A 21,366-nucleotide genomic window follows, 5' to 3' on the forward strand; every position below is an offset into this window, starting at 1 on the left:
CTTATGTTTTACAGGATCAGCTTTCTTTGAAAATGAAGCCCATTCCGGTTTTGGTATGAATTAGTTTATGATCAAAGTTCTTATCGATTTTCTTTCTAAGGTAGTTCATATAGACGTCGATGAAGTTCGTTCCGGTATCAAAATGAGTATCCCATACTTTTTCTGCAATCTCCGTCCGTGTCAGAATCCGCTCTTTATTCCGCAGCATATACTCCAGGAGCTTAAATTCTTTAGGAGTAAGGCTGATTTCCATTCCCATCCTGCTCACTACATTTGTTTGCAGGTTCATTTCCAGGTCTGCATATTTTAATACGCTCGCTACCGGAGCGTGCAAAGTGCTTTGTGAACGGTTCAACAGGGCTTTTATTCTTGCATGAAGCTCACGGAAGTCAAAAGGTTTCACCAGATAGTCATCGGCACCGGCATCAAAACCATCGATTTTATCATCTGTGGTACCGAGGGCAGTGAGCATGATGACCGGAATTTCAGGCCAGATCATTCTGATTTCTTTACACAGCTCAATCCCATTCATCTGTGGAAGCACAATGTCCGTAATGATCAGATCGTAACGGTTGGAGGTCATTAATTTCTTTCCCATCAATCCGTCGTAAGCCAGTGTAACCAGGTAGCCCTGTTCCTCCAGCCCTCGTTTAATGAGTTCAGAAACACGAAGATCATCTTCCACTAATAACAACTCCATATTGATAAATTAAAAAAGGCTTGTTCCGGCAAATATCCAGAATTATTTCGGATTCCGACATCCGAAGTACAGATAAGCCCTCGGATAGCATGGGCAAAAAAAAGCACCGGTTCCAGATCCTAAAATTAAGATCCGGAACTGGTGCCCCTGTTTAACAGAATATATTAATAGCTCATTGCTACGATTTTTTCTACATCTGAAGGAGAAAGTGTTTTATGCTCACCTAATCCTAACCATCCTCTTTCTGTGAAGCGTTTAGAGATTTTCTCTGCCGTTCCTTCATAATCATCAGTATATTCCCCAAGCGTTGTTTTAATCTCCATCGCATGGAAAAAATCTTCAGTTTTTGCGATGGCAACCGTTGCGATCTCCTCTACTGTACCTTCCTGGATTCCCCATACGCGACGACCATATTGCGCAAGTTTTTCTTTCTTCGCTTCAAAGTTATAACGGTAATGACTTGGCGCAATGATTGCCAGTGTTCTCGCATGGTCAATACCAAATAAAGCGGTCAACTCATGCCCCATAGCATGTACTGCCCAGTCCGTAGGTACTCCTTTTTGAATCAGGCCATTCAGCGCCATCGTACAGCTCCACATAAAATTAGCCGCAGCTTCATAGTCTGCAGGGTTTTCTATCACCTTCGGGCCCACTTCTATCAGCGTCTGCAGAATACTTTCTGAAAAACGATCCTGCAAATGTGCTCCTGCAGGATAAGTCATATATTGTTCCAACACATGGGTAAAAGCATCGGTTACGCCATTTACCAATTGACGTTTCGGAATGGATTTCACCACCTCAGGATCAAGGATAGAGAACTCAGGAAATAAACCTGGTCCACCCATAGCCAGCTTTTCCTGGGTTTCTGCACGGGTGATTACGGCACCGGAATTCATTTCTGAACCTGTTGCAGGTAAGGTCAGCACCGAACCAAAAGGCAATCCGACTTCAGTTCTGATGCTCTTTGTTAAGATATCCCATGGATGTTCTCCCTGATACACGGCCGCAGCAGAAAGGAATTTCACCCCATCAATTACGGATCCACCACCAACAGCGAGCATATAAGTGATCTTTTCTTCTTTAATCACTTTCAAGGCCTGCATCAATACTTCATATTCCGGATTTGCAGGGATTCCGGCAAACTCGATCACTTCAAAGGCTTTTAATGCATCGATTACCTGATTATATACACCATTGGTTTTGATGCTTCCACCCCCATAAAGCATCATTACTTTAGCTCCGGTTGGAATTTCTCTACTTATCTTTTCTATTTCACCTTTTCCAAAAATGATCTTGGTTGGGTTTTTAAATTCAAAATTTAACATTTCTATAGGATTTGTAATGAAGCAAAATTATCACCCATAGCTGGTAATCCCAAGGAGTTTGCCGCATTTATTACCCTTAGAATGTCATATTACTCCACCCTTTCCATACTCATCTTTCTTGGACCGGCATTGATATCGTGTTTCCAGAGCTTCCTGTCCTGTTCATCAATATAATACGTACTCAACGTATTATTGGAGATCTCATCAGCTACGCTAACCACCCAGACCTTTCTTACTCCTGATTTCCGGGTCTGAAAGGTTCCTCTTTTCACTTCCTTAACAAAAGCACTAATGACTCCTTTTTTGCCCGATGGATTATATTCAAAAATGGAGATCTCCTGTTCATATCCTTCCTTTAAGGGTAACCAACGGACAAGCGTGGGGTACAAATTGCTATCAAAATAGGCTGCTGCCGTTGCCTCATTGATATCGTTCTTTGTTTTTTTTATTTTATCGTTATAAAATCCGGTCACCACTTCGTTGAAATTAAGCGCCATATCACGTTGTGCATTAAAAGAAGAATGGTATAAGGGTTTTAGATTTTTGCGCAAGGCGATGGTAGTATCTGCCCATTGCCCTTTCATTTGTTTCATTGCTACGGCTGTCGTCACGGTCACCTTCTCTTTACCGAGGGCAATTTTGGTGTCGACTGATCCGATTTCAAATTTCGAGGTATCTTTCAGGACGTACCATTTCATTTGAAATTGCTCATTTTTAATCCATTTCTCTGTCCCATTCTTTTTCGAGGGGATGAGCTTATCCTGAGCACTTAAGACGGAAACGGTTAAAAGCAATAAAAAGGTAATTGATAATTTCATAATTCAGGGGGTTTGGTTCTGTTATAAGATTGATTTGCAGCGCTCTTGTTACACCAAACACCCCTCAATTTATAGTCAGACAACAATGAATTTTTAGCTGAGCCGACCGAACATCAATTTCAGGACAGATTTTCCTGAACAGATTGCCCGGCAAGATATTCCAGATACTCTGCGTACTCGGTTTTTGTATCTTTTGCCCGGGCAAAGTCTGGAGAAATAGCAGAAAGCTCATCGATCACCTCTTTCTTTGCCGTTGACATCAGGGTTCGGATCAGGGGCATCTCCGGAATCCGAAAATCCGTATGGTCATGAAAGATCGCCGTTACAATTGTACCGCAATCTCTACCATCTGCATATTTGATCGCCGTCCATATCCAGCGCTCTCTATAATTTTCTTCCCCCCATTCCCGGGAAATATTTAAATCTCCGGGAAGTTTAGGCCGCATTCGGAAGCCTTTCTTTCTCAACTCTTTGATAACAGGTTCCAGTAGCAATTGAAAATATACCCCATAAGCGGCTTCCGACAGCTCCTCGTAAGCCTTTAGTAATTTCAGAGGGTGATTTCGAAGGATTACTTTCCAATTTTGTTCTATGTGTTCCTGAATGAATGCACCGATGGCATGAATGGAACTTTCTGCATAAATTGTTTTCATAATTTAAGTTTTATCTGAAAGCAAACCTGCCTCTTTTTTTCTTTATTTTGCCTTTATATACTTTTTCGTCTATAAAGAAAACAACAACAAACCACTACCACATGAAGGACTTCATCCACCAAAACAAAGTATACTATAGTCCGGTTGAATTTGCCATGGCTCATATTGGTGGCGTCTGGAAGATTCCGATCATTGTATCATTGCGGACCCAGGCCTTGCGCTATGGGGAACTAAAAGACCGCATTGCGCACATTTCAGATAAGATGCTCATTACTCAGCTCCGCGAGTTGGAAGAAAAGGGTATGATTAGCCGGACCATTTATCGGGAGAAACCTCCACGGGTAGATTATCAGCTTAGTGAAAAAGGAATGCAAGCACTTCCGGTGATCGATCTGTTAGCCAATTATGGTCAGACACTGATGCAGACCGCAGATATTAAATACAAATAAAATTGCAAGCTAAAAAGCGTCACATTTTACAACAATAGTGGCGTTTCTTTAATCGTATCCATCACAAAAATGCTTTTGGTCTGTGCAATTCCGGAGATTTCGCTCAGTTTATTTACAGAAAAATAGTGGAAGCTTCCCATGCTTTCTACTACAATTTTGAGCATAAAATCAAAATCTCCGGAAATGTTATAACATTCCGTGACTTCCTTAAAATCTAGGACTGCGTCAATAAATTCCTGAGCAGCTCTTTTATTGTGTTCTTTCAGAGAAATCTGCACAATAACAGTAATTCCTTTGTTGATTTTCCGGTTGTCGAGCAGGGCTACATATTTTCTGATCACCCCTTCCCTTTCAAGTCGTTTGATCCGTTCATGCGTTGGCGTTGGGCTCAGGTGTACTTTTGAGGCAATTTCACGAATGGTTAACTTCGAATTTTCCTGGAGTAGCCTGAGGATTTCATAGTCTTTATCGTCTAATACAATAGGTGCTTGTCCGACTTGTTCTGTTTGAAGTGCCATATTTAAGATCAAAAATTACGTTTGTTCTGTGAAAATAACAAATAATGATCATTTGTTCTAAATAATTAGAACTTATTTTTACTCTGTTTCCCCTCACTTACCTTTGTAAGAAAATTATACTATATGATTCAAAGAAAGAACCTCATCCTCGCCATTGCCTCTGTTGGTATATTTGTAGAAGCCCTTGACATTGCAATTGTCAACCTGGCGATTCCATCTATACAATCGGATTATGGCTTAAGCAGTGATAAGGTACAATGGTTACAGACGCTCTATGTACTATTATATGGAGGTTTTCTAATCATTGGAGGAAAGCTTTCTGACCTGATCGGCAAAAAGAATATCTTTATTGCCGGTTCGGTATTATTTATGCTGACTTCTTTAGGCGCCGGATTATCTCCATCTTTTGAGCTGCTTGCCTTTTTCCGGGCGGCTCAGGGAATCGGTGCTGCTTTAATCATGCCTTCTGCATTTTCTATCGTTACCCATACTTTTACAGAACCTCGTGAACGCGCAAAAGCCATCGGAATATTCAGTTCATTTGCGGCGATCGGATCAGGAAGCGGACTCGCTCTTGGTGGAATTATCACTACTTTTTGGGGCTGGCATTGGATATTTTTTATTAACGTACCCGTTTTAACTGCAATCATTATCCTCGCCTGGTATTATTTGTCGGCTGATCCGGTAAAGGAATCCAAATCCAAACCCGACCTTATTTCCGGTTTCTTATTGGTTGTTGTGTTGCTGATGCTAAGCTATAGTGTTCATGAGCTTGGTGCAATACGCGAACATTACGGTATGCTGATTGCACTGGCTACAGCCGTAATTGTTGGCACAAAGATTATCCTGCACCGCTTAAAAGTACAAAAAGAACCTTTAATAGATATGTCTCTTTTCCGCTCTAAAGCTACAGTTACCGGCATAGGTGTATTCCTTCTTCTCGGAGCTTACTTTACAGGATATATGTTCATCCTGTCCTTATTGATACAAAAAGACATGCATTTTACGGCAGCCAAAGCCGGGGTGACGCTTGTTCCTTTTAGTCTCTTATCTGCGCTCTTTGCTAAGTTTGCCCTGCCATCAGTGATGAAAAGGCTAAATGTATGGCAAACCGGAGTTTTTGGAATGACGCTGATGGTGGGTGGAGCAGGCTTCCTTCTTGGCTCTGTATTGATGAACCATAACCTGATTTTACTATTGTGCTCTGCAGCCTGCGTTTCGGGACTTGGAATGACCATTTGTTATACCAGCCTGTCTGTAATTTCGGTACAGGGAATTCCGGCAAAGCATTATGGCCTGGCCTCCAGTCTGGCATCCACCTCTTACTTTCTGGGTGGAGGAATCGGTTTGTCCATCCTTTCCCTGTTCATCATCGCCAAAGGACCTGGAAATTCAGTCAGCAATTCTGCGATCATTGTCCTTTGTATCTATGCCCTTGCCGCATTAATTTGGTTGGCTTCTTATACAAAAAAGCATGTTTCCGTTCAAAGTCCATCCCTGGCCGGAGAGTAAATTACTTATTATTGAGCCAGTCTTCGGCGAAACTGATATCTGTAAAAAATTGTGTAACGACATTCCCAACGGCAATGTCTACACTTTTTTTGGCAGACAGCTGACTGAATACACTTGGCGAATAGATCCAGGCAAAGTATTCAAGTCCTGCTTTTTCAATCATGGGAAACCAGACTTCGCCGGCCCAGTCGGAAGCTTCAGACCAGGTGCCCAAAACATTTCGGTTATCATTCAGGATCTTATTGCATTGATTTTCCCTCAACATTTCCAATAGTAGCATTCCGCCACGCTGTACAGATTCAAAGCTTTGAAAACCAATCCAGTCGACGTCCAGCCGGTGGTATTGTTTATTATAGGAAACGGTTATGCTGTCGTCCTTATAAAAAAGATGTTTTTCAATAATCGGTTGTAAGGACGAGGTGGTCGACAGCGGAAGCCTGAAATAAAAGGTTGAACCCTCTCCCGGTTTACTCTCTAACCAAAAACTGCCTTGATGACCTTTTAAGATCTCCGAAGAGATAAACAGCCCCAGACCAAGACCTTCAAACCTCAAAGCAGAATTGTCCACCCTATAGTACCGTTCAAATAACCGCTGAAGATCGTTGCTGGCAATTCCAATCCCAAAATCCTGCACAGAAACAATGATGTTGTCCATTTGAACTTTGCTATTGATCAGGACCTTCCCTCCTCCCGGAGAGTATTTAACGGCATTGGTTAAAAAATTATTCAGCACCTGCTCAATTCTAAAACGATCGCCGGTATAAAGGACATTTTCTATTCCCGCCAATATCAATTCATGATTCGGAGAGGTATACTGTACGCTTTCTACACTTTCCTGCAGCATTTGACCGAAGTCAAATTCTTTTATCGTATAGCTCATTTTACCCGCATTGATTTTGGTCACATCCAGCAGATCACTGATGAGTTTTTCCAGGCGGAAGATGTTACTGGCAGACTTTTCCACGAAACCCTGTAATTTATCGATATCGTTGGTCCGTTTCATGAGCTGGTTAAACGCCTTAATAGTGGTTAATGGCGTTTTAAGTTCATGACTGGCAATAGACAGAAATTCATCTTTTTTCTGTTCATTGCTTTTTTGATGGTCAATATTGGTATTGGTCCCCATCCATAACCTCAGTTTTCCATCTTCCATCAGCGGGATGGCTTTCCCCAGGAACCATTTATATTGTCCGTCCCACATCAGCAGACGAAATTCTACCATATATTCCAGTTGGCTCTGCAATGCTTTTTTCCAGGCTTTCAAACAACCGGGAAGGTCTTCCGGGTGCACGAAACTTTCCCAGCCAAGTCTTTTAAGTTCCTCCTCCGTTTTGCCAAAATCAAAACAACAGATCTGATTCACATAATTGATCACACCATCCGCAGTAGCTGTCCAAACCTGTTGAGGCATGGCATTTAAAAGAAAACCAAGGTGCTTCTCACTTGCCCAACGCTCTTTTTCGCCTTGTTCCAGTCCTTTTTTCGCCTGAACCAGATCCGTAACGTCAAAGCAATGTTGAATAATATATTGAATTTCCCCTTCTTCATTAAAAAAGGGCGTATGGGTGACATCCCAATACCGTTGCTTTCCAACGTTTTTATTTCCCTGATCGGGTAATTCCTGCCGTATTAACGGCAGCTGATGCGGTTTACCCGTACTGAGTACTTCCTGAAGAGAGCCTGCAAAGCCCAACTCATAAGGAATTGCGGGGTCAGGCGGAAAGACGTCAAAGACAAACTGCCCGGTAATTTCAGCCCTGCTCCCCCCCCTTGCTTTTAAATAAGCATTACTGGCGGTCAGGATCATGAGCTGCTCTGAAAGAACGAGAAACATTCCTGGTACGGTCTCGTATGCGCTTAAGCGTTCAACTGCGGGTACATTTTTTTCTTTCATATCTTCTGGATTTAATGGTACAAGACTCATACCATTTATATCAGATTACTGCTCATTTCTCAATCATTAACTCTCAGCTGAATTCTTTTCTACAATACTTTCCTTATTTTTACGCCATGCTACTACCAGAAGGCACCCCTACTTTCCTTAACCTTTTAAAAAGAGCGATCTACTTTCTCATTGGCGCCCCAGGGCAATTCAAACTGGAGAATCAGGTCTTTAATTCGATCTGTATCATCGCCATTATTATTGTTGGATATAATGTCCCTTTCAGTTATTATACCGGGTTAAAAGTAGCAACAGCGATATTTGCCATTTTATTCCTTGGTTTCTGTATCACCTATTACCTTGCCCGTTTCAAGAGGCAGCTCAAATTCAGCGTCATCATTTCTTCGGTCATGGTTTTGTTGATGCTGGGTACGAATTATTTCTTTAATGCCGGCGTCAGGGGACCTTCCTTACTCTCCTTTACGCTTGCTTTTTTCCTGATTATGATCATTTCCCCCAGGAAACAATATTGGTTATGGTCTGTCCTCTCTTTAGGTACCGGGCTCGGCTTGCTTTTTTTTGAATATAAAAATCCGGAAGACATTCAGAGCACCTATACCAACAATGCCGCCATGTTTATTGACATGGCCTCCACCTATATCATTAACATCCTCGTCATCTTTGTAGGTCTGTATTATCTGAAGACCGCTTATTATAAGGAAAAAAGATCTGCTGAAGCGAAGGCACAGATGCTGGAAAAGATGAACCATGAGAAAACAAAATTCTTCTCTATCATTTCACATGATCTACGTTCGCCGCTCGCTTCTATTCAAAGCTATATGGAGTTGTTCAGAATGGACATTCTTACTGAAGAAGAGAAAGAAATGATGGAAAGGAAGCTGACCAATGCGGTGAGCAGCACTCAGGAAATGCTGGACAATATGCTTTCCTGGTCTAAGGCTCAGCTCAACGACGGAAAGGTAAACCTGGAAGTCAACAACCTGAGCGAAGCGCTTGCACCGGTGATCAGCATTCAGAAAGCGGCATCAAAAGAGAAAAAAATCAGACTGACCCACCAGATTGACCCTTTATTGGCCGTGATGTCAGACGTTCACATGCTTCAGCTGATTGTCCGGAACATCATAGGAAATGCCATTAAATTCACGCCAGAAGAGGGACTCATCCAACTCAGTGTCAGCAAATCAGATCAGCATTGCCTGATTAAAGTTCAGGATAACGGCAATGGGATTCCCAAAGAAAGCAAAGCGGAAATTTTCTCTCTGAAAGCGCAGTCTACTTACGGGACTGCCAATGAGAAAGGGATTGGACTGGGACTCTTCCTTTGCAGGGAATATACACAGGCTCAGGGTGGAAAGATCTGGTTTGAAAGTCAGGTAGGCATCGGAACTACCTTTTATGTAGCGCTCCCCCTGGAGGGCGAAGTTCTTTAACCATTAAGCTATACTCAGTTCCTGGTCTTCATCAGTTCCCGTATTGAAAACGATTTTAGTCCGGAATGATTTGGCTTTTGTTTCCGTAGGGAACCAGTTTCTGTCTGCATTTACAATGATTAACAAGCCGTTTTCATCTCCCAATGCCGTAAAATTATCTTGGGCAGGTTGTTTTGAATAGACCTCTAATCCATATTTGTTCATCAGAGTTTCCGCTAAAAAGGGAACATCATCAGAAACCAATCCGATTTCACTGACATATAGAATGGAAGAACTATCAAAAATAAGATCTGAATCATTGTCAAGATCATAACGACAGATCAGTTCCAGGAGATTTCCATTGTTGTCATAGAAATAGAAAGACTTTGCATTCCATAGCTGGAAATCGGCAAATTCTGTCTCTGCAGTGACCGGCAAGATCGCTGTTCTCTGTTTTAACCAGTGATAGGCTTCCTCCAGTTTATTTCCTGGAATATCAAAAGCAAGATGATAAACGGGGTTTTCTTCTGAGGAATTTTGAAAAGAAATCAGCGTTTCTCCCAATGACAGAGAAAGCTCCAGCTCATTTTCTGCTTTTACTGTAGCGCCAAGCACCTGAGTATAAAACTGAGCGGTATCTTTTAAATTATTTGTCAGCAGATGTAATTCTTTAATTCTCATGATTCTTCTGGGTTTATCGTATTCCTATCGGAGGCCTAAATTAGGAATATTCCTTTACAGCTATGTCACAGACAGGTATTAAGGTGAATTTCTTATTACTGTTTCGTAATTTATAAATATTCAACTAACTTATGCTCACCAAGATGATTAAGATATAAGGAGAATTACTATGTCAAATACCAACCACTCAACCAAACCGATTAACCTTGAGGGATCGGCCCCTTTATTGTCTGTTTTTAATATGCCTGCATCGGTTCGCTTTTACCGCGATCTACTGGGTTTTGATCTCGTACAAACTGATGATAAACCGGAGCGAAAAGATGATTTCCAATGGGCTTTACTTCGGTTAAATGGAATTGAACTTATGTTGGAGCCCAGGGGGGAAAAGAGCTGTCCGAAACCGATTACTGCAAATGCCTGGCTTGACCGCCACGACATGTCGATCTATTTTGGCTGTAAAGAACTCGATAAGGTATACACTTATCTGTCCTCAAATGGGGTTGACGTGCAGGAGCCATCCACAACTTCTTATGGCTTTAAAGCATTATACGTCAGAGATCCTGATGGTTTCCTGCTCGTATTCCATTGGCCTGAGTCTGAATAAGCAGCTCAGTATCCTGTTTATTTCTGAAACAAGAAGCGCAATGATTTGTTATCTCTAATATACTTAAAGCAAAAAACCATGACTACGCCTATAAACCCAGAAGACAATGTCCCGCTAGATGATGCTATAAACTCAGAATCGGATGATCAGCAAAGTCAAAAAGATATCCATTCCAATGGCTTCGATGAAAACTTTGACCTTCCCGAAGGAAATGAGCAGCCCAATACCCAGATATTGAAACAGGCTTTTGATGCTTCGGAATCCGCATATACCTTAAATGTAGATAGAGGAATTGCTCCTAAAAAGGACCAGGAAGAGAAAGACAAAAAGAAGTAACCGATAGGATGCTTGTAATTCTTCTATTATGATGATCTTCGCAGTTTCAAATTTGATACTGTTCCCTTTCTATGCTTCTGCTTAAATCCTCCTTTCCGGTTTTCAATGGTAAAATTAGTTTAGCGTTAATTTCCCTCCTCTTCTTCAGTTCTATAGTAAGCGCACAGGTAAAGAGCGGAATTTATAAGGTTGATTACCGAACAGATAGTGCTTTTATAAACGCTTACTTTAAGCCCTATGATCAACAAAACACCAATCCGGATTTAAACATCAGTACCTTTTACAATTACCAGTATAAGCCACTTTTAGACAGCACAACCGGTGTCAGATATGTAGTGGTCATCAGTAAAAATGACCCGAATAATAAGGAATATTATCCAATCCAGATGGTTTGGCTAAATAAAAACTCCCCTGATAATTTCCACATCACTTACAGTGACTCATTGGTCAGAAAATTTGTAGGAATGGAGCTCTACATAGGAAAGCAAAGAAACTATTGGAACCCTGTCCGACCCTATTTCAACAATGGTTTTATATGGAATCAGGCATTTGACAATTACTCCTCAGACGACAGCTACAGGTATAAACTAAGTGACAGCAATTTCTACTCAGGTAAAAACCTCTTTATACTCAAATCAAAGAAATTTGAACTGGTATCTGATTCTGTAAAGGTGGATTCAAGTACCTATTACAGTTATCCTTTAGGAGATTTTGGTTATAGAACCGCAAAAAAATACCTGAGCTACAAACAGGCTTTCAGCGCATTTAAACTGAAGGAAGCAAAAGCATATCAATCTTTCTTATACCTTCCGGTTGACGTGAAATTCCATACCGGAACCATTGGGAGCGATCATTTTAAAAACCTCCATGCAGGTGATTTTATCGCCATTACGAAGGAAACTGACGAATGGTATTGGGGGGAACACATCTCAATTGATGGCCAGGTAACTTCAGGAAGGATATACATTGATGATTTATGGATCGGACAGCGAAAACTTCAAATTATAAACGGCCTGCAGTTCCGGATAAAACATAGTTCCTATCCGGAAGACCAATCCTTCCCTAATGCTTTAGGACCTATTTTAGGGATAAAGATCTATAAAGACAAGAAACTGATACAGGTGATTAAAGAGCCCGGTCTGGTTAACGATACGACTCAGATCATTCATCCCATAGATGTCAACTTTGATGGTTATCCTGATTTGCAATTTTATTCGCATTCCGGAGGCGCCGGCCCGAACTATGGTAATAATTACTACCTGTATAACCCTAAAACAAAACAGTTTGATTATCATCAAAAACTATCCGATTTATCACAACCTACTGTTGATGTAAAAAGCAAAACCATTTCCGCCGCCTGGCGCAATGGTGCTGGAAACTGGGGTTCTGAAAAATACAAATGGATCAATCATAAGCTAACGCTGGTAGAGTACTACGAAATCAGATACCTGGATGACGATCGGATCGCTGAAACACATGATAAGATGATCAAAGGAAAAATGAGAAAGAGCACCCGCGTAGTCAGAGAAGAAGAACTGAACTCTCCGTTTTAACTCAGCTTTTCGTATTTCTAAAAGCTTACCGATTCATAACATCGCAAAAGCAACCAGTCTTTCCATCACTGAAATAAAAACGTCATAAAATCAACACAAACATCAGATGTTTAAGATCTATCGCTTACCTTTGAAACATCTGATGTTTAAATATGAAAACAACCATAAAACTTTCCGATAAAGTCATTATTGGAATCCAGAAAGATATCGCTTCCGGGAAATTGAAAAAAGGAGAAAAGATCCCTGCAGAACCGGAACTCATGGCATTTTACGGTGTCGGACGCTCCAGTATCCGTGAAGCGATAAAAACACTGGCCATCTCCGGAATTCTGAAGGTACAGCAGGGTTCGGGCACTTTTGTTGCCTCGAAAATCAAAGATGAAACACTTTCTCAACGTTTAAAACGGGCAGATTTTGAAGAGATCAACAGCGTACGTTCCTTATTGGAGAAGGAAATCGTCCGGCTGGCTTGTCAACATCGTAGTGATCAGGACATCCTGACGATGCAGGAACATTTACAGCAACGCAAGAAAGCCATTGAAGGCAATCAGCAAAAGAAGTGCGCAGAAGCAGACATTGCTTTCCACATCAGCATTGCAAAGTCTTCCGGCAATCATGTCCTTTCTGATCTGTATGAAAATTTCAGCACAGTGATGCGTAACTTCTTCTCTCTCCGGGATGCCGAAGACATTAAAAATTTTGCCGGCAGTCAGCATTTACATGAGTCTTTGGCTGCAGCCATTGCACAAAAGAATCCTCAGCTCGCGGAACAACTGGTTTTAACCATTTTAGACAATAACTACTAACATCATGAATATTTTATTCTTTACCCTCATCCTTTTATTGGGTGCTTATCTTGCAGGCCTTGCAGGTTCCTTAACGGGTCTGGGCGGAGGTGTGGTCATCATCCCTCTTTTAACACTAGGCTTCCATGTAGATATCCGTTATGCAATTGGTGCGGCACTGGTGGCTTCTATAGCGACCTCTTCAGGCTCAGCCAGTGCCTATGTAAAAGAAGGCATCACCAATATCAGACTTGGGATGTTCCTGGAAATTGCCACGACCTCCGGTGCAGTAATTGGCGCTATTCTGGCAATTTATACGCCTGTAAACATGGTAGCCATCCTGTTTGGTGTGATGCTTATTTTTTCCGCGGCCATGACACTACGAAAAAAACATGAAACAGCCCTTTCCGAAGGCAGCAAACTTTCCTATGCGTTGAAATTAAATAGCAGCTATCCGACAAAAGAGGGTATCGTCGAGTATAAACTAAAGAATGTTGCAGGCGGATTTTCTATCATGACTGTAGCGGGAGTTCTTTCTGGTCTATTGGGAATTGGTTCTGGTGCCTTAAAAGTCCTTGCCATGGATAGTGCCATGCGGGTCCCCTTTCGGGTAAGTACCACCACCAGTAATTTTATGGTAGGTGTAACCGCTGCTGCCAGTGCTGTAGTCTATCTTCAAAGAGGATATATCGACCCTGGTATCGCTTTTCCGGTAATCATTGGTGTACTTGCAGGCGCTTTTACCGGTTCTAAACTACTCATGAAAATTAATGTAAAATGGCTGAAAATCATCTTTTGCAGCGCCATCACCCTGATTGCCATCAACATGATTTACAATGGTATTCATCATAAATTTTAATAAAATGAAGATAGAAAAGATTAAAAGAGTGACCGATTACGACATGCAGCAACTCATCGGTCAGGTTTTGCGATATGGCGTCCTGGTTTCCGGAATAGTAGCCATAATTGGTGGGATCTGGTATTTATACCAACATGGATCAGGTATACCCCACTATACCGTTTTTAATGGAGAACCTGCGGGTTATACCAGTTTAACCGGCATTTTAAAAGGCTTGGGACAGGGAAGCGCCAAAGAGATTATCCAACTTGGCGTCGTCATTTTGATTGCAACCCCCATTTTGAGGATCGGATTTTCTCTGATCGCCTTTATATTGGAAAAAGATAAACTTTATGTGTTGATCACAGTGATTGTCCTTTCGATCATCTTATTCAGTATGTTCGGAGGACTAAAGATTTAACAAAAAGACTGTCCGCCAATGAAATGTATTTCAAAAAGCGGACAGCCTTTGTTCTATTCCAGTTTTGATTACTGGTATTTATTCAGATAGTCTTGTAATCCACCATTCATACCCACACCTACTGCTTCAAATTTCCATTCTCCGTTTCTGCGGTAAATCCTGCCAAACTCTACAGCAGTCTCAATAGAGAAATCTTCCTCGAGCTCATACTTCATCAGCTCAACACCATTGTGATCAATGATACGGACAAATGAATTCTTCACTTGACCAAAATTCTGCTTGCGGGCTTGTGCTTCATGTATCGTCACGACAATACAAAGCTCCGAAACTTTGGCATCTATTTTAGTAAGGTCAACCTTAATCGCCTCATCATCACCATCTCCCGCACCTGTAAGGTTATCGCCAGTATGTTCTACCGCACCATCCGGAGAATTCAAATTGTTATAAAAGATAAAGTGTCCATCTGAAACCAGCCTTTTATCTTCGCCAAGCATAAAAACTGAAGCATCCAAATCGAAATCATGCCCGTTTGAACTATTCGTATCCCATCCAAGTCCAACAGTAAATTTTGGGGCACTTAAATTCTCCCTCTGCCCTTTTTGTAAGTTAATAGCCATATGTATTGATTTGTTTTTTCTTTACGCTCAAATATTGGCACATTATTTTACATAAACAATACCAGGTCAGATTATTTTATATATTACGTCAACAGCAACATACTTAATCCATAATCACAACAGATATTTCCATAAGACAATCAAGACACAAAAGAATAATTAATTGTCCAAATAAAACCCGATTAAGCTAAATCAATTTAAAGCCAATAAATATGACTAATTTTGGAAATGACAATTAAGCACCTATTAACAAAGGAACAGGAAACCTTTCTAAAGAAGCACAAGATCTCATCAGAACTATTGTTCGATGCCGAGGGGGGAGATATCACAGAAGATCTACAGAAAAGTATGACTGAGGCGGACAAGGTGATCGCCTGTAACACTGCTGCCTGCAGCGAAAATGATACGCATACCTTAAAAACTATCGGAGGCTTTTGTCCACAATGCGATACGACTAAAATTGCTGCTGCCTTAAGAGAGCTAAAACCAGGCTATATCTATATCTCCGGATCAAAAAGAGGTGGTTTAATAAAAATTGGTTCTTCCAATGAAGGAAAAAGTAAAACACTAACCTTAAATTTAACCACAGCAAGAGATGGTGGTTATGATGACTGGGAACTATTATTCAGTGCAAAAACCACAACCTTAGGAAGAGTAGAACGCATGTTCCAGGATAAGCTGAGCGAATATAAAGCAGCTTACCAACATGAGAAGAGCGGAAAACTACAAAATGGAGGAGAATTATACCGTTGTGCTTACCTTAAAGCCAAAGAAGCCTACCTTTCCCTGCAAGAAGAACAACAATTTGAATTTACTCAGATCAGTGAAAAGAAACATATCATTTCTGAATACCAATTCAAGAACTTAAAAATAAAATCAAGTACTGCCGTTACTGAGGCGTAAAACTCTACTTATAGACCTCATCCAGGTCATCAATTATTCAGTATCGAAGCATGTTATCAATGCTTCGATACGTTAATTTCTCCGGTTCAACCGGCCCTCCCCTTCCCCAACCCTCAATTGGAATGCTGGTTATCCAGAAATTTTTTATCGATTTATCTATATCGTTTTTATAGATAAAATTATATAAATTTATTTTTAGTAGATCAATCAGCTCCAATATGAATAAAGAACAGTTAAAGCAACTATTTGAAGAAAATCACCTATCCAGAATATGGAAAATTGCAGAGCCGAAAATAAAAAACGGCATTCATATTACTTTAAATAAAAAAAGTGAGTCGCAAATCCATTTAGGGCAATCCAAAATCGGAGGATCACCCGATTTACCAGAAAACATCAGTTGGTTTGCCAGTGAAGACATTCCAATGTCTTTTATTGCCCAAATCAACCTGGAAGAACTGCATCATCTGGATCTGGAAGGTAAACTACCTGCAACAGGCATACTGTACTTTTTTTATGATTCCAGTCAGGAAACCTGGGGTTATGATCCCGAGGATAAAGACAAGTCTAAAGTATACTACTATAAAGGCCCGGTCAGCACTCTGGAGAGAAAAGAAAAACCTGAGCAACTGGAAGACTGGGCATTTTTTGATTCCGCATCCCTGACTTACAGCGCGGCCTCCGACGTGCCTGACTACCAAAGCAGCCTTATGGAAGAGGTCAACCTAAGTGATGAGGAGTATGACAGTTACTACAATTTGAATGAAGATCTGAATGAAGGAAACGTCAATAAGGTACTGGGACATTCCAACAACATCCAGGGTGGAATGGAATATGAGTGCGAACTCGTCAGTAATGGATTCTATTGTGGTGATGCCACCGCTTATGAGGACCCCAAAGCACAAGCCTTAAAGGACAATTCCGGAAACTGGAATCTACTATTGCAGATAGACAGCAATGAAGACGACTGTGGAATGATGTGGGGAGATTCAGGCAGGTTATACTTCTGGATTAAAGAAGCAGATTTAAAGGAAGAAAAGTTTGAAAACAGCTGGCTGATTCTTCAGTGCTGCTAAAGGTAATGATCATCAGAAAGGCCATAGAAAAGAAGCGATACTTTTTCTATGGCCTTTCTTAACGGTTAGTTTTTACTAAGTAACTCTCCGACTACTTTTTTCAGACTGCCGGTGATGTGCCAGGTCTTGAGTTGAGGGATCTTCTCCAGATCTGCAGTCGAACCATTTAAAGCAATCAGTTCATGGTAAATTTCCAATAGCTTTTTAAGGTTCTTTATCGGTTCTGTTTCCAATTGGGAAAGTAAAGCCACAATCAACTCTTCTAATGCCATATGATGTGCAGTACTCAGTCCCATCATATTGCTCATCATTAAATCCGTTAATCTTTTCAGTGGTGCCCATTCTATTCGCTGCAGCAATCCAAGTATCCTTCCTGTTTCCGTGCTTGCAATCCTTCTTTCTCCAACCCTTTCTGACCAAAGTTCCGCGGCATACCCACGAACCGTTTTATCGGAATGAAGCATTCCCGCAGCGACAATTAAATTCCCTAAAGGCGACAATTCTCCATTCAACTGACGGAGCGACATCAACATTTTGGTCAGCGCCCTCAATCCATCACTCTCCGCATAAGAGATTTTCAGATATTGATTAATCCGGCTGCTTAGGATGAGGTCAGGATGGTTGGGAAATGCAAATATCAGCCTCGGGACATCCGTTTCCCAGGCTTCCTGAAGTTCTTTCTCAAAGAAATACTCCACAAAAAGATATTGCGCTCTTTTTTTGGTCGCATGGACCGGATATTTCACTAAAATCTCCGGACTCCAGGCTTTATAACGCTCAGATTTACCTGTTTCGTAATTATATTCTCCATAAGCCAGGTATTCATTCAAAGAAGCCTTCCATTCGAACTCCCCCTTAACCAAAGTCTGAAGAACTTCCTGTTCCGCGTTAACCTTCAGGGCCTGAGGGAACTGCCCCTCTTTACGGAGTATGGTCGCAGTTAACCACCAGTTGGGATGAATAACCTCCCCGGAAAGGGGGGCTCCTTTATCTAAAAAGTAAATCATCAGGTCCTTATACTCTCCGCGCAGTTCAGACTGTGCCATTCCTAAAGCCTCCTCAGTATCATCTAGTGCACATCGTTGCAAGGCCAGCTGCACATCCATGGTATGGGGTTCGGCTCCGGCTTCCTGATAGGCTTTGAACCGTTGTACCAGTATTTTTGGATCAATATAAGAAGGACTATGGGTAGAAGTAGACAACAAGGGAATTGAAGTACCTTTTTTTATTTGTTCCAAAACGGAATCGAAGATCATCTTAAAAGGATCAAACAGATGGCAATCGATCTGACGGTTCCAGGAATCCAGATCAAGATCTCCTATCGAATACTGCTTCTTTAATTTCGTCAGTCCGGAAGCATGCTCTGGGAATTGTACGGTCAGGTAGCCGCTATAGCTGATCAGAAAAGCGGCCAGCAAACGATCAAACAAACCTAATCCGGAAGACCATTGACTGTTCGCCTTGTAAGCACGCAAAAAGGCCGGCTCCAATTGTGCGATGGTTTCTCCGGTAATTTCCTTACTAAATTGTAGTATTGCTGCTGGTAAAAGGTCAAAATGATAAGGTTCATTATTGTCCAACGATTGTCCGGCAAGAAAAATAAGGTCTTCGATATCTTTCAGTTCCGGAATGCGGTTATCTGCACTAATGAGGCGAAACTGCAAAGGATCCTCCTCCTCCAAAAGCCCTAACGCTCCCCGCTCATCAACCAGCCCGGATTCAGCTGTTGTTAACCAGGGATGCAATAAAGGCTTGACCGACATAAGGACGGCCTCTGTATAAGGAAAAAGTGCTTCTTTTAATTCAGCACTGTCCATATCCCCATATTTCCTGATCAATTTCGCGGACTGTAATTGTAAGGCTTCATCTTTACTCAAAAAGATATTTATGGCCTGGATACAAATATCCTGTCTTGTATCAGGCGCAGATTCTGCAATCTTCTCTGCAATAGAAAGCGCTGTTTTCGCCACAGATTTCACTTCAGAAGAAAACAATACAGAAAGCTGTGCGATAAAATCAGCGGTACGAAAATCAGGATGAGCATATAACTTTTTAAAAAGAGTCAACACCGCTCCTACTGCTTTAGACTGTACGCTGGACAATGCAGAGAAAAGCTGATCCTGCAACCTGATCAATTCTTCTTCTACCGGATCCAACAACAAAAAAAGATCTACAAACCAGGCAGTCAGCGTTTTATTAAAATTGCGGTTAACCGTCAGCAAACTCTCTTTTAACACCCGCATTCTGTCCATCTGCCGGTTTTCAGTCAGCCTCTGAATTACCCCCATCCATTTCTCCTGTTCCTTTTCTCCTGCTATCACGCTTAAAAAGCGTTCTACACGATTTACAATGGTCGGATATTCGAAAAGATGCCAGATGTGCTGTTCCAGTGTAACGGGATTTTTCTCCAGTTCCTGCGGACGGAAATTAAAAGAATGCGCTATTTTATCGTCCTTTACATAGATCGACATCGGCAGGATCGCCGCCAGTAATTCCGGACTTGCAGACAGGTATCCTTTTACCTGCCAATCCAATACATACAAATAAGGAACGGGAAGAAACTCCTCATCCTTTAAACCATGAATAAAAGAAGAAAACCAGGAAGGGCAATGCCATTCCAGAATTTCGTCCATATCCTGGTAAGCCCGCCAGGTCCAGCCCTGCAGTGCCTTTCTATCTTCAGATCCAAAGCAGGCAAATGTGCTCACCGACAAGATCCAGAGCTGTTCATCAGTGGCTATTCTGGAATATTTACCATTGCCCCTGAATTCATATTTATCTAAACGGCGCTCTTCCTTTTTGATGACCGGAACAAGTGCATGTCTTTCTTTAGCAGTATATGATTTTAAAAAGGGAATCAGCAAATCTTTCCTGCCTTCTTCCAATATATCGAGGTACGCTTCTATCATTATCAATTTAAATATTCGTAATCATTTTTTTAACGGCAAGTACGTGTTTACATGCCCCCCGATCTCCCTGGTACTTGCTAAACCAGGTGCAGGTACATCTTGCTTTCTCTCCTTCAAGGACGATGGTGTGTTTCAGGCCTGACCCTTCCACCCTGGCATCGACCTTACCTTCATTGCGACTGATGATCTGAACCTTACCTTCAAGAATCAGTTTCTCCGCATCTCTCATTCGCGGATTGAGGCTCATGATCCGATCCAAACGATAGGGCAGCCGACGGTAAAAAAAACGATTGTCGTCCAAATCAAAACCCAGTAATCCCATCGCGGCCAGTCTTCCGGTCAGGTTCCCGACCTCCCTGAAATCCAGGTCTTCTTCTACCGCCAATAAAGAAGGATTAAACTCCTGATTGGTGTAACTGTATTTATCCATTGCATCCACCCAGCTGTCCGGAACATCTTCAATTAAAGCTTCAAGCGCAGCTCCTTCCCCCGAAAACCCACGCCAGGATTCCCTCGATAAAGAGAGACTGAATCGCAATGGCCCGAAATAAAGTTGCCAGGTAGTCGATTGCATCCCCGGATGAGGAAATACACAGAGTTTATCTATATAAGGCAACAATGGTTCCAGTAAGCGCAACCGGTGAAGGCCACCGATACAAACTGCTCCCGGTGATTTCAAAGGAGAAAACAAAGGACGGTTCCCCCGGTTAACGAGGTAATAATCATTTTTCAACACACCTTTAGGAATGCCCTGAAATAACTGTAACGCCTGTAATTTGTTAAAGGTATGTGATATGGCGGATTCAGACAGAAAAATTTGTACGGTCGTAAGCCCCTTAATCCATTTCAATGGAAGCGGTACTTTTTTTTCCACTACTGTATTCCCTTCTTTATGTAGAGACAGGTCCTGACTTCCAACAGAAAGCATGACCTGTTCTTCCGGTCTGATTCCGCCTAATGCCGAGATCATCGGTTGATTAAAATCGACATTGGTTGTCCCATTTTCAATAAACTCCCCGTCCAAACCATCAGGTAAAACATCTACACGGGCATAAACGCCTGCGCAATGCGAAAAGCCCTCAAAGCGCAATTTTCCATTTCCGGCAGTTACAATCGGATCTTTAAGCTTAGCCGATTCTGCCGGCGAGAGGTTGAAACCCGACTGTACGACATTCGATAGCGTAATCAAACAGCGGGATACCAGGAAAGGTTTACGTAGCTTCCCCCAGAAAAAGCAAGGTGCGACTAAACCTTTCTGGACTTCGCTAAAGTTGGAAAGCAATAAGCTTTCATGTTGTGCTGATTTCAGTAACGCAGAGGGCTGTGCGTACTGATAATTGATCACGGTATCTGTCATAT

At 41.7% G+C, this 21,366-nt stretch carries 21 protein-coding genes; 11 read left to right on the forward strand and 10 right to left on the reverse strand.

Features of this window, described 5'->3' with window-relative positions:
• Positions 1-16 precede the first annotated feature (16 nt).
• The 4 genes from AAFF35_RS19270 to AAFF35_RS19285 all read right to left on the reverse strand — a co-directional run bounded on the left by AAFF35_RS19270 (position 17) and on the right by AAFF35_RS19285 (position 3,496).
• Positions 17-700, reverse strand: coding sequence for a response regulator transcription factor (locus AAFF35_RS19270; protein WP_342328163.1), 684 nt, complete (start codon positions 698-700; stop codon positions 17-19).
• 164 nt (positions 701-864) lie between these two features.
• Complete coding sequence (locus AAFF35_RS19275) at positions 865-2,025, reverse strand: iron-containing alcohol dehydrogenase (RefSeq protein WP_342328164.1); 1,161 nt, start codon at positions 2,023-2,025, stop codon at positions 865-867.
• A gap of 89 nt (positions 2,026-2,114) precedes the next feature.
• Positions 2,115-2,843, reverse strand: coding sequence for a hypothetical protein (locus AAFF35_RS19280; RefSeq protein ID WP_342328165.1), 729 nt, complete (start codon positions 2,841-2,843; stop codon positions 2,115-2,117).
• 119 nt (positions 2,844-2,962) lie between these two features.
• Complete coding sequence (locus AAFF35_RS19285) at positions 2,963-3,496, reverse strand: DUF6022 family protein (RefSeq protein WP_342328166.1); 534 nt, start codon at positions 3,494-3,496, stop codon at positions 2,963-2,965.
• Positions 3,497-3,597: 101 nt separating this feature from the next.
• Here AAFF35_RS19285 and AAFF35_RS19290 point away from each other — a divergent pair, with 101 nt between their 5' ends.
• Positions 3,598-3,945, forward strand: coding sequence for a helix-turn-helix domain-containing protein (locus AAFF35_RS19290; protein WP_342328167.1), 348 nt, complete (start codon positions 3,598-3,600; stop codon positions 3,943-3,945).
• 26 nt (positions 3,946-3,971) lie between these two features.
• Here the strand turns inward: AAFF35_RS19290 and AAFF35_RS19295 are convergent, their stop codons facing one another.
• Positions 3,972-4,463 carry an Lrp/AsnC family transcriptional regulator gene (locus tag AAFF35_RS19295; protein WP_074604023.1) on the reverse strand — a complete coding sequence of 164 codons (492 nt, stop codon included), beginning with the start codon at positions 4,461-4,463 and terminating at the stop codon, positions 3,972-3,974.
• A 123-nt stretch (positions 4,464-4,586) separates the two neighbouring features.
• On the opposite strand from AAFF35_RS19295, the gene AAFF35_RS19300 reads away from it, so the two are divergent.
• Positions 4,587-5,975 carry an MFS transporter gene (locus AAFF35_RS19300; protein WP_342328168.1) on the forward strand — a complete coding sequence of 463 codons (1,389 nt, stop codon included), beginning with the start codon at positions 4,587-4,589 and terminating at the stop codon, positions 5,973-5,975.
• Between the two features lies 1 nt (position 5,976).
• Here AAFF35_RS19300 and AAFF35_RS19305 read toward each other — a convergent pair whose 3' ends face one another.
• Entirely contained in the window at positions 5,977-7,869 is a 1,893-nt protein-coding gene (locus AAFF35_RS19305) for a PAS domain-containing sensor histidine kinase (RefSeq protein ID WP_342328169.1), read from the reverse strand.
• 116 nt (positions 7,870-7,985) lie between these two features.
• Between AAFF35_RS19305 and AAFF35_RS19310 the strand changes: the two genes are divergently transcribed.
• Positions 7,986-9,308 carry a HAMP domain-containing sensor histidine kinase gene (locus tag AAFF35_RS19310; protein ID WP_342328170.1) on the forward strand — a complete coding sequence of 441 codons (1,323 nt, stop codon included), beginning with the start codon at positions 7,986-7,988 and terminating at the stop codon, positions 9,306-9,308.
• Positions 9,309-9,311: 3 nt separating this feature from the next.
• Here the strand turns inward: AAFF35_RS19310 and AAFF35_RS19315 are convergent, their stop codons facing one another.
• Complete coding sequence (locus tag AAFF35_RS19315; RefSeq protein WP_342328171.1) at positions 9,312-9,968, reverse strand: hypothetical protein; 657 nt, start codon at positions 9,966-9,968, stop codon at positions 9,312-9,314.
• A 169-nt stretch (positions 9,969-10,137) separates the two neighbouring features.
• On the opposite strand from AAFF35_RS19315, the gene AAFF35_RS19320 reads away from it, so the two are divergent.
• The 6 genes from AAFF35_RS19320 to AAFF35_RS19345 all read left to right on the forward strand — a co-directional run bounded on the left by AAFF35_RS19320 (position 10,138) and on the right by AAFF35_RS19345 (position 14,505).
• The gene (locus tag AAFF35_RS19320; RefSeq protein ID WP_342328172.1) at positions 10,138-10,572 is read left to right on the forward strand and encodes a VOC family protein; all 435 of its coding nucleotides are present in this window, start codon (positions 10,138-10,140) and stop codon (positions 10,570-10,572) included.
• Between the two features lie 78 nt (positions 10,573-10,650).
• A complete protein-coding gene (locus AAFF35_RS19325; RefSeq protein ID WP_342328173.1) occupies positions 10,651-10,908 on the forward strand; it encodes a hypothetical protein in 258 nt (85 codons plus the stop codon).
• 71 nt (positions 10,909-10,979) lie between these two features.
• Positions 10,980-12,461 carry a hypothetical protein gene (locus AAFF35_RS19330; protein ID WP_342328174.1) on the forward strand — a complete coding sequence of 494 codons (1,482 nt, stop codon included), beginning with the start codon at positions 10,980-10,982 and terminating at the stop codon, positions 12,459-12,461.
• Positions 12,462-12,613: 152 nt separating this feature from the next.
• Entirely contained in the window at positions 12,614-13,267 is a 654-nt protein-coding gene (locus AAFF35_RS19335; RefSeq protein WP_342328175.1) for a FadR/GntR family transcriptional regulator, read from the forward strand.
• A 4-nt stretch (positions 13,268-13,271) separates the two neighbouring features.
• Positions 13,272-14,105, forward strand: coding sequence for a sulfite exporter TauE/SafE family protein (locus AAFF35_RS19340; protein WP_342328176.1), 834 nt, complete (start codon positions 13,272-13,274; stop codon positions 14,103-14,105).
• 4 nt (positions 14,106-14,109) lie between these two features.
• Entirely contained in the window at positions 14,110-14,505 is a 396-nt protein-coding gene (locus AAFF35_RS19345; protein WP_342328177.1) for a DUF1634 domain-containing protein, read from the forward strand.
• 68 nt (positions 14,506-14,573) lie between these two features.
• On the opposite strand, the gene AAFF35_RS19350 is transcribed toward AAFF35_RS19345, so the two are convergent.
• A complete protein-coding gene (locus AAFF35_RS19350; RefSeq protein WP_342328178.1) occupies positions 14,574-15,122 on the reverse strand; it encodes a TerD family protein in 549 nt (182 codons plus the stop codon).
• A 228-nt stretch (positions 15,123-15,350) separates the two neighbouring features.
• Here AAFF35_RS19350 and AAFF35_RS19355 point away from each other — a divergent pair, with 228 nt between their 5' ends.
• The gene (locus AAFF35_RS19355) at positions 15,351-16,025 is read left to right on the forward strand and encodes a hypothetical protein (protein WP_342328179.1); all 675 of its coding nucleotides are present in this window, start codon (positions 15,351-15,353) and stop codon (positions 16,023-16,025) included.
• Positions 16,026-16,243: 218 nt separating this feature from the next.
• Positions 16,244-17,098 (forward strand): YwqG family protein, encoded by an 855-nt coding sequence (locus tag AAFF35_RS19360; RefSeq protein ID WP_342328180.1) that lies wholly within the window; start codon positions 16,244-16,246, stop codon positions 17,096-17,098.
• Between the two features lie 65 nt (positions 17,099-17,163).
• Here AAFF35_RS19360 and AAFF35_RS19365 read toward each other — a convergent pair whose 3' ends face one another.
• Together AAFF35_RS19365 and AAFF35_RS19370 are read right to left on the reverse strand one after the other, a co-directional pair.
• Complete coding sequence (locus AAFF35_RS19365) at positions 17,164-20,007, reverse strand: DUF6493 family protein (RefSeq protein WP_342328181.1); 2,844 nt, start codon at positions 20,005-20,007, stop codon at positions 17,164-17,166.
• A 7-nt stretch (positions 20,008-20,014) separates the two neighbouring features.
• Positions 20,015-21,364, reverse strand: coding sequence for an SWIM zinc finger family protein (locus tag AAFF35_RS19370; protein ID WP_342328182.1), 1,350 nt, complete (start codon positions 21,362-21,364; stop codon positions 20,015-20,017).
• Positions 21,365-21,366: the final 2 nt, after the last annotated feature.

This window comes from Pedobacter sp. FW305-3-2-15-E-R2A2 (assembly GCF_038446955.1).
Classification (GTDB): domain Bacteria; phylum Bacteroidota; class Bacteroidia; order Sphingobacteriales; family Sphingobacteriaceae; genus Pedobacter.

Bases quoted from the DNA above. Each gene is read 5' to 3' on its own strand.
- AAFF35_RS19270 (WP_342328163.1), bottom strand. From the start codon at position 700: ATGGAGTTGTTATTAGTGGAAGATGATCTTCGTGTTTCTGAACTCATT.
- AAFF35_RS19275 (WP_342328164.1), bottom strand. From the start codon at position 2,025: ATGTTAAATTTTGAATTTAAAAACCCAACCAAGATCATTTTTGGAAAA.
- AAFF35_RS19280 (WP_342328165.1), bottom strand. From the start codon at position 2,843: ATGAAATTATCAATTACCTTTTTATTGCTTTTAACCGTTTCCGTCTTA.
- AAFF35_RS19285 (WP_342328166.1), bottom strand. From the start codon at position 3,496: ATGAAAACAATTTATGCAGAAAGTTCCATTCATGCCATCGGTGCATTC.
- AAFF35_RS19290 (WP_342328167.1), top strand. From the start codon at position 3,598: ATGAAGGACTTCATCCACCAAAACAAAGTATACTATAGTCCGGTTGAA.
- AAFF35_RS19295 (WP_074604023.1), bottom strand. From the start codon at position 4,463: ATGGCACTTCAAACAGAACAAGTCGGACAAGCACCTATTGTATTAGAC.
- AAFF35_RS19300 (WP_342328168.1), top strand. From the start codon at position 4,587: ATGATTCAAAGAAAGAACCTCATCCTCGCCATTGCCTCTGTTGGTATA.
- AAFF35_RS19305 (WP_342328169.1), bottom strand. From the start codon at position 7,869: ATGAAAGAAAAAAATGTACCCGCAGTTGAACGCTTAAGCGCATACGAG.
- AAFF35_RS19310 (WP_342328170.1), top strand. From the start codon at position 7,986: ATGCTACTACCAGAAGGCACCCCTACTTTCCTTAACCTTTTAAAAAGA.
- AAFF35_RS19315 (WP_342328171.1), bottom strand. From the start codon at position 9,968: ATGAGAATTAAAGAATTACATCTGCTGACAAATAATTTAAAAGATACC.
- AAFF35_RS19320 (WP_342328172.1), top strand. From the start codon at position 10,138: ATGTCAAATACCAACCACTCAACCAAACCGATTAACCTTGAGGGATCG.
- AAFF35_RS19325 (WP_342328173.1), top strand. From the start codon at position 10,651: ATGACTACGCCTATAAACCCAGAAGACAATGTCCCGCTAGATGATGCT.
- AAFF35_RS19330 (WP_342328174.1), top strand. From the start codon at position 10,980: ATGCTTCTGCTTAAATCCTCCTTTCCGGTTTTCAATGGTAAAATTAGT.
- AAFF35_RS19335 (WP_342328175.1), top strand. From the start codon at position 12,614: ATGAAAACAACCATAAAACTTTCCGATAAAGTCATTATTGGAATCCAG.
- AAFF35_RS19340 (WP_342328176.1), top strand. From the start codon at position 13,272: ATGAATATTTTATTCTTTACCCTCATCCTTTTATTGGGTGCTTATCTT.
- AAFF35_RS19345 (WP_342328177.1), top strand. From the start codon at position 14,110: ATGAAGATAGAAAAGATTAAAAGAGTGACCGATTACGACATGCAGCAA.
- AAFF35_RS19350 (WP_342328178.1), bottom strand. From the start codon at position 15,122: ATGGCTATTAACTTACAAAAAGGGCAGAGGGAGAATTTAAGTGCCCCA.
- AAFF35_RS19355 (WP_342328179.1), top strand. From the start codon at position 15,351: ATGACAATTAAGCACCTATTAACAAAGGAACAGGAAACCTTTCTAAAG.
- AAFF35_RS19360 (WP_342328180.1), top strand. From the start codon at position 16,244: ATGAATAAAGAACAGTTAAAGCAACTATTTGAAGAAAATCACCTATCC.
- AAFF35_RS19365 (WP_342328181.1), bottom strand. From the start codon at position 20,007: ATGATAGAAGCGTACCTCGATATATTGGAAGAAGGCAGGAAAGATTTG.
- AAFF35_RS19370 (WP_342328182.1), bottom strand. From the start codon at position 21,364: ATGACAGATACCGTGATCAATTATCAGTACGCACAGCCCTCTGCGTTA.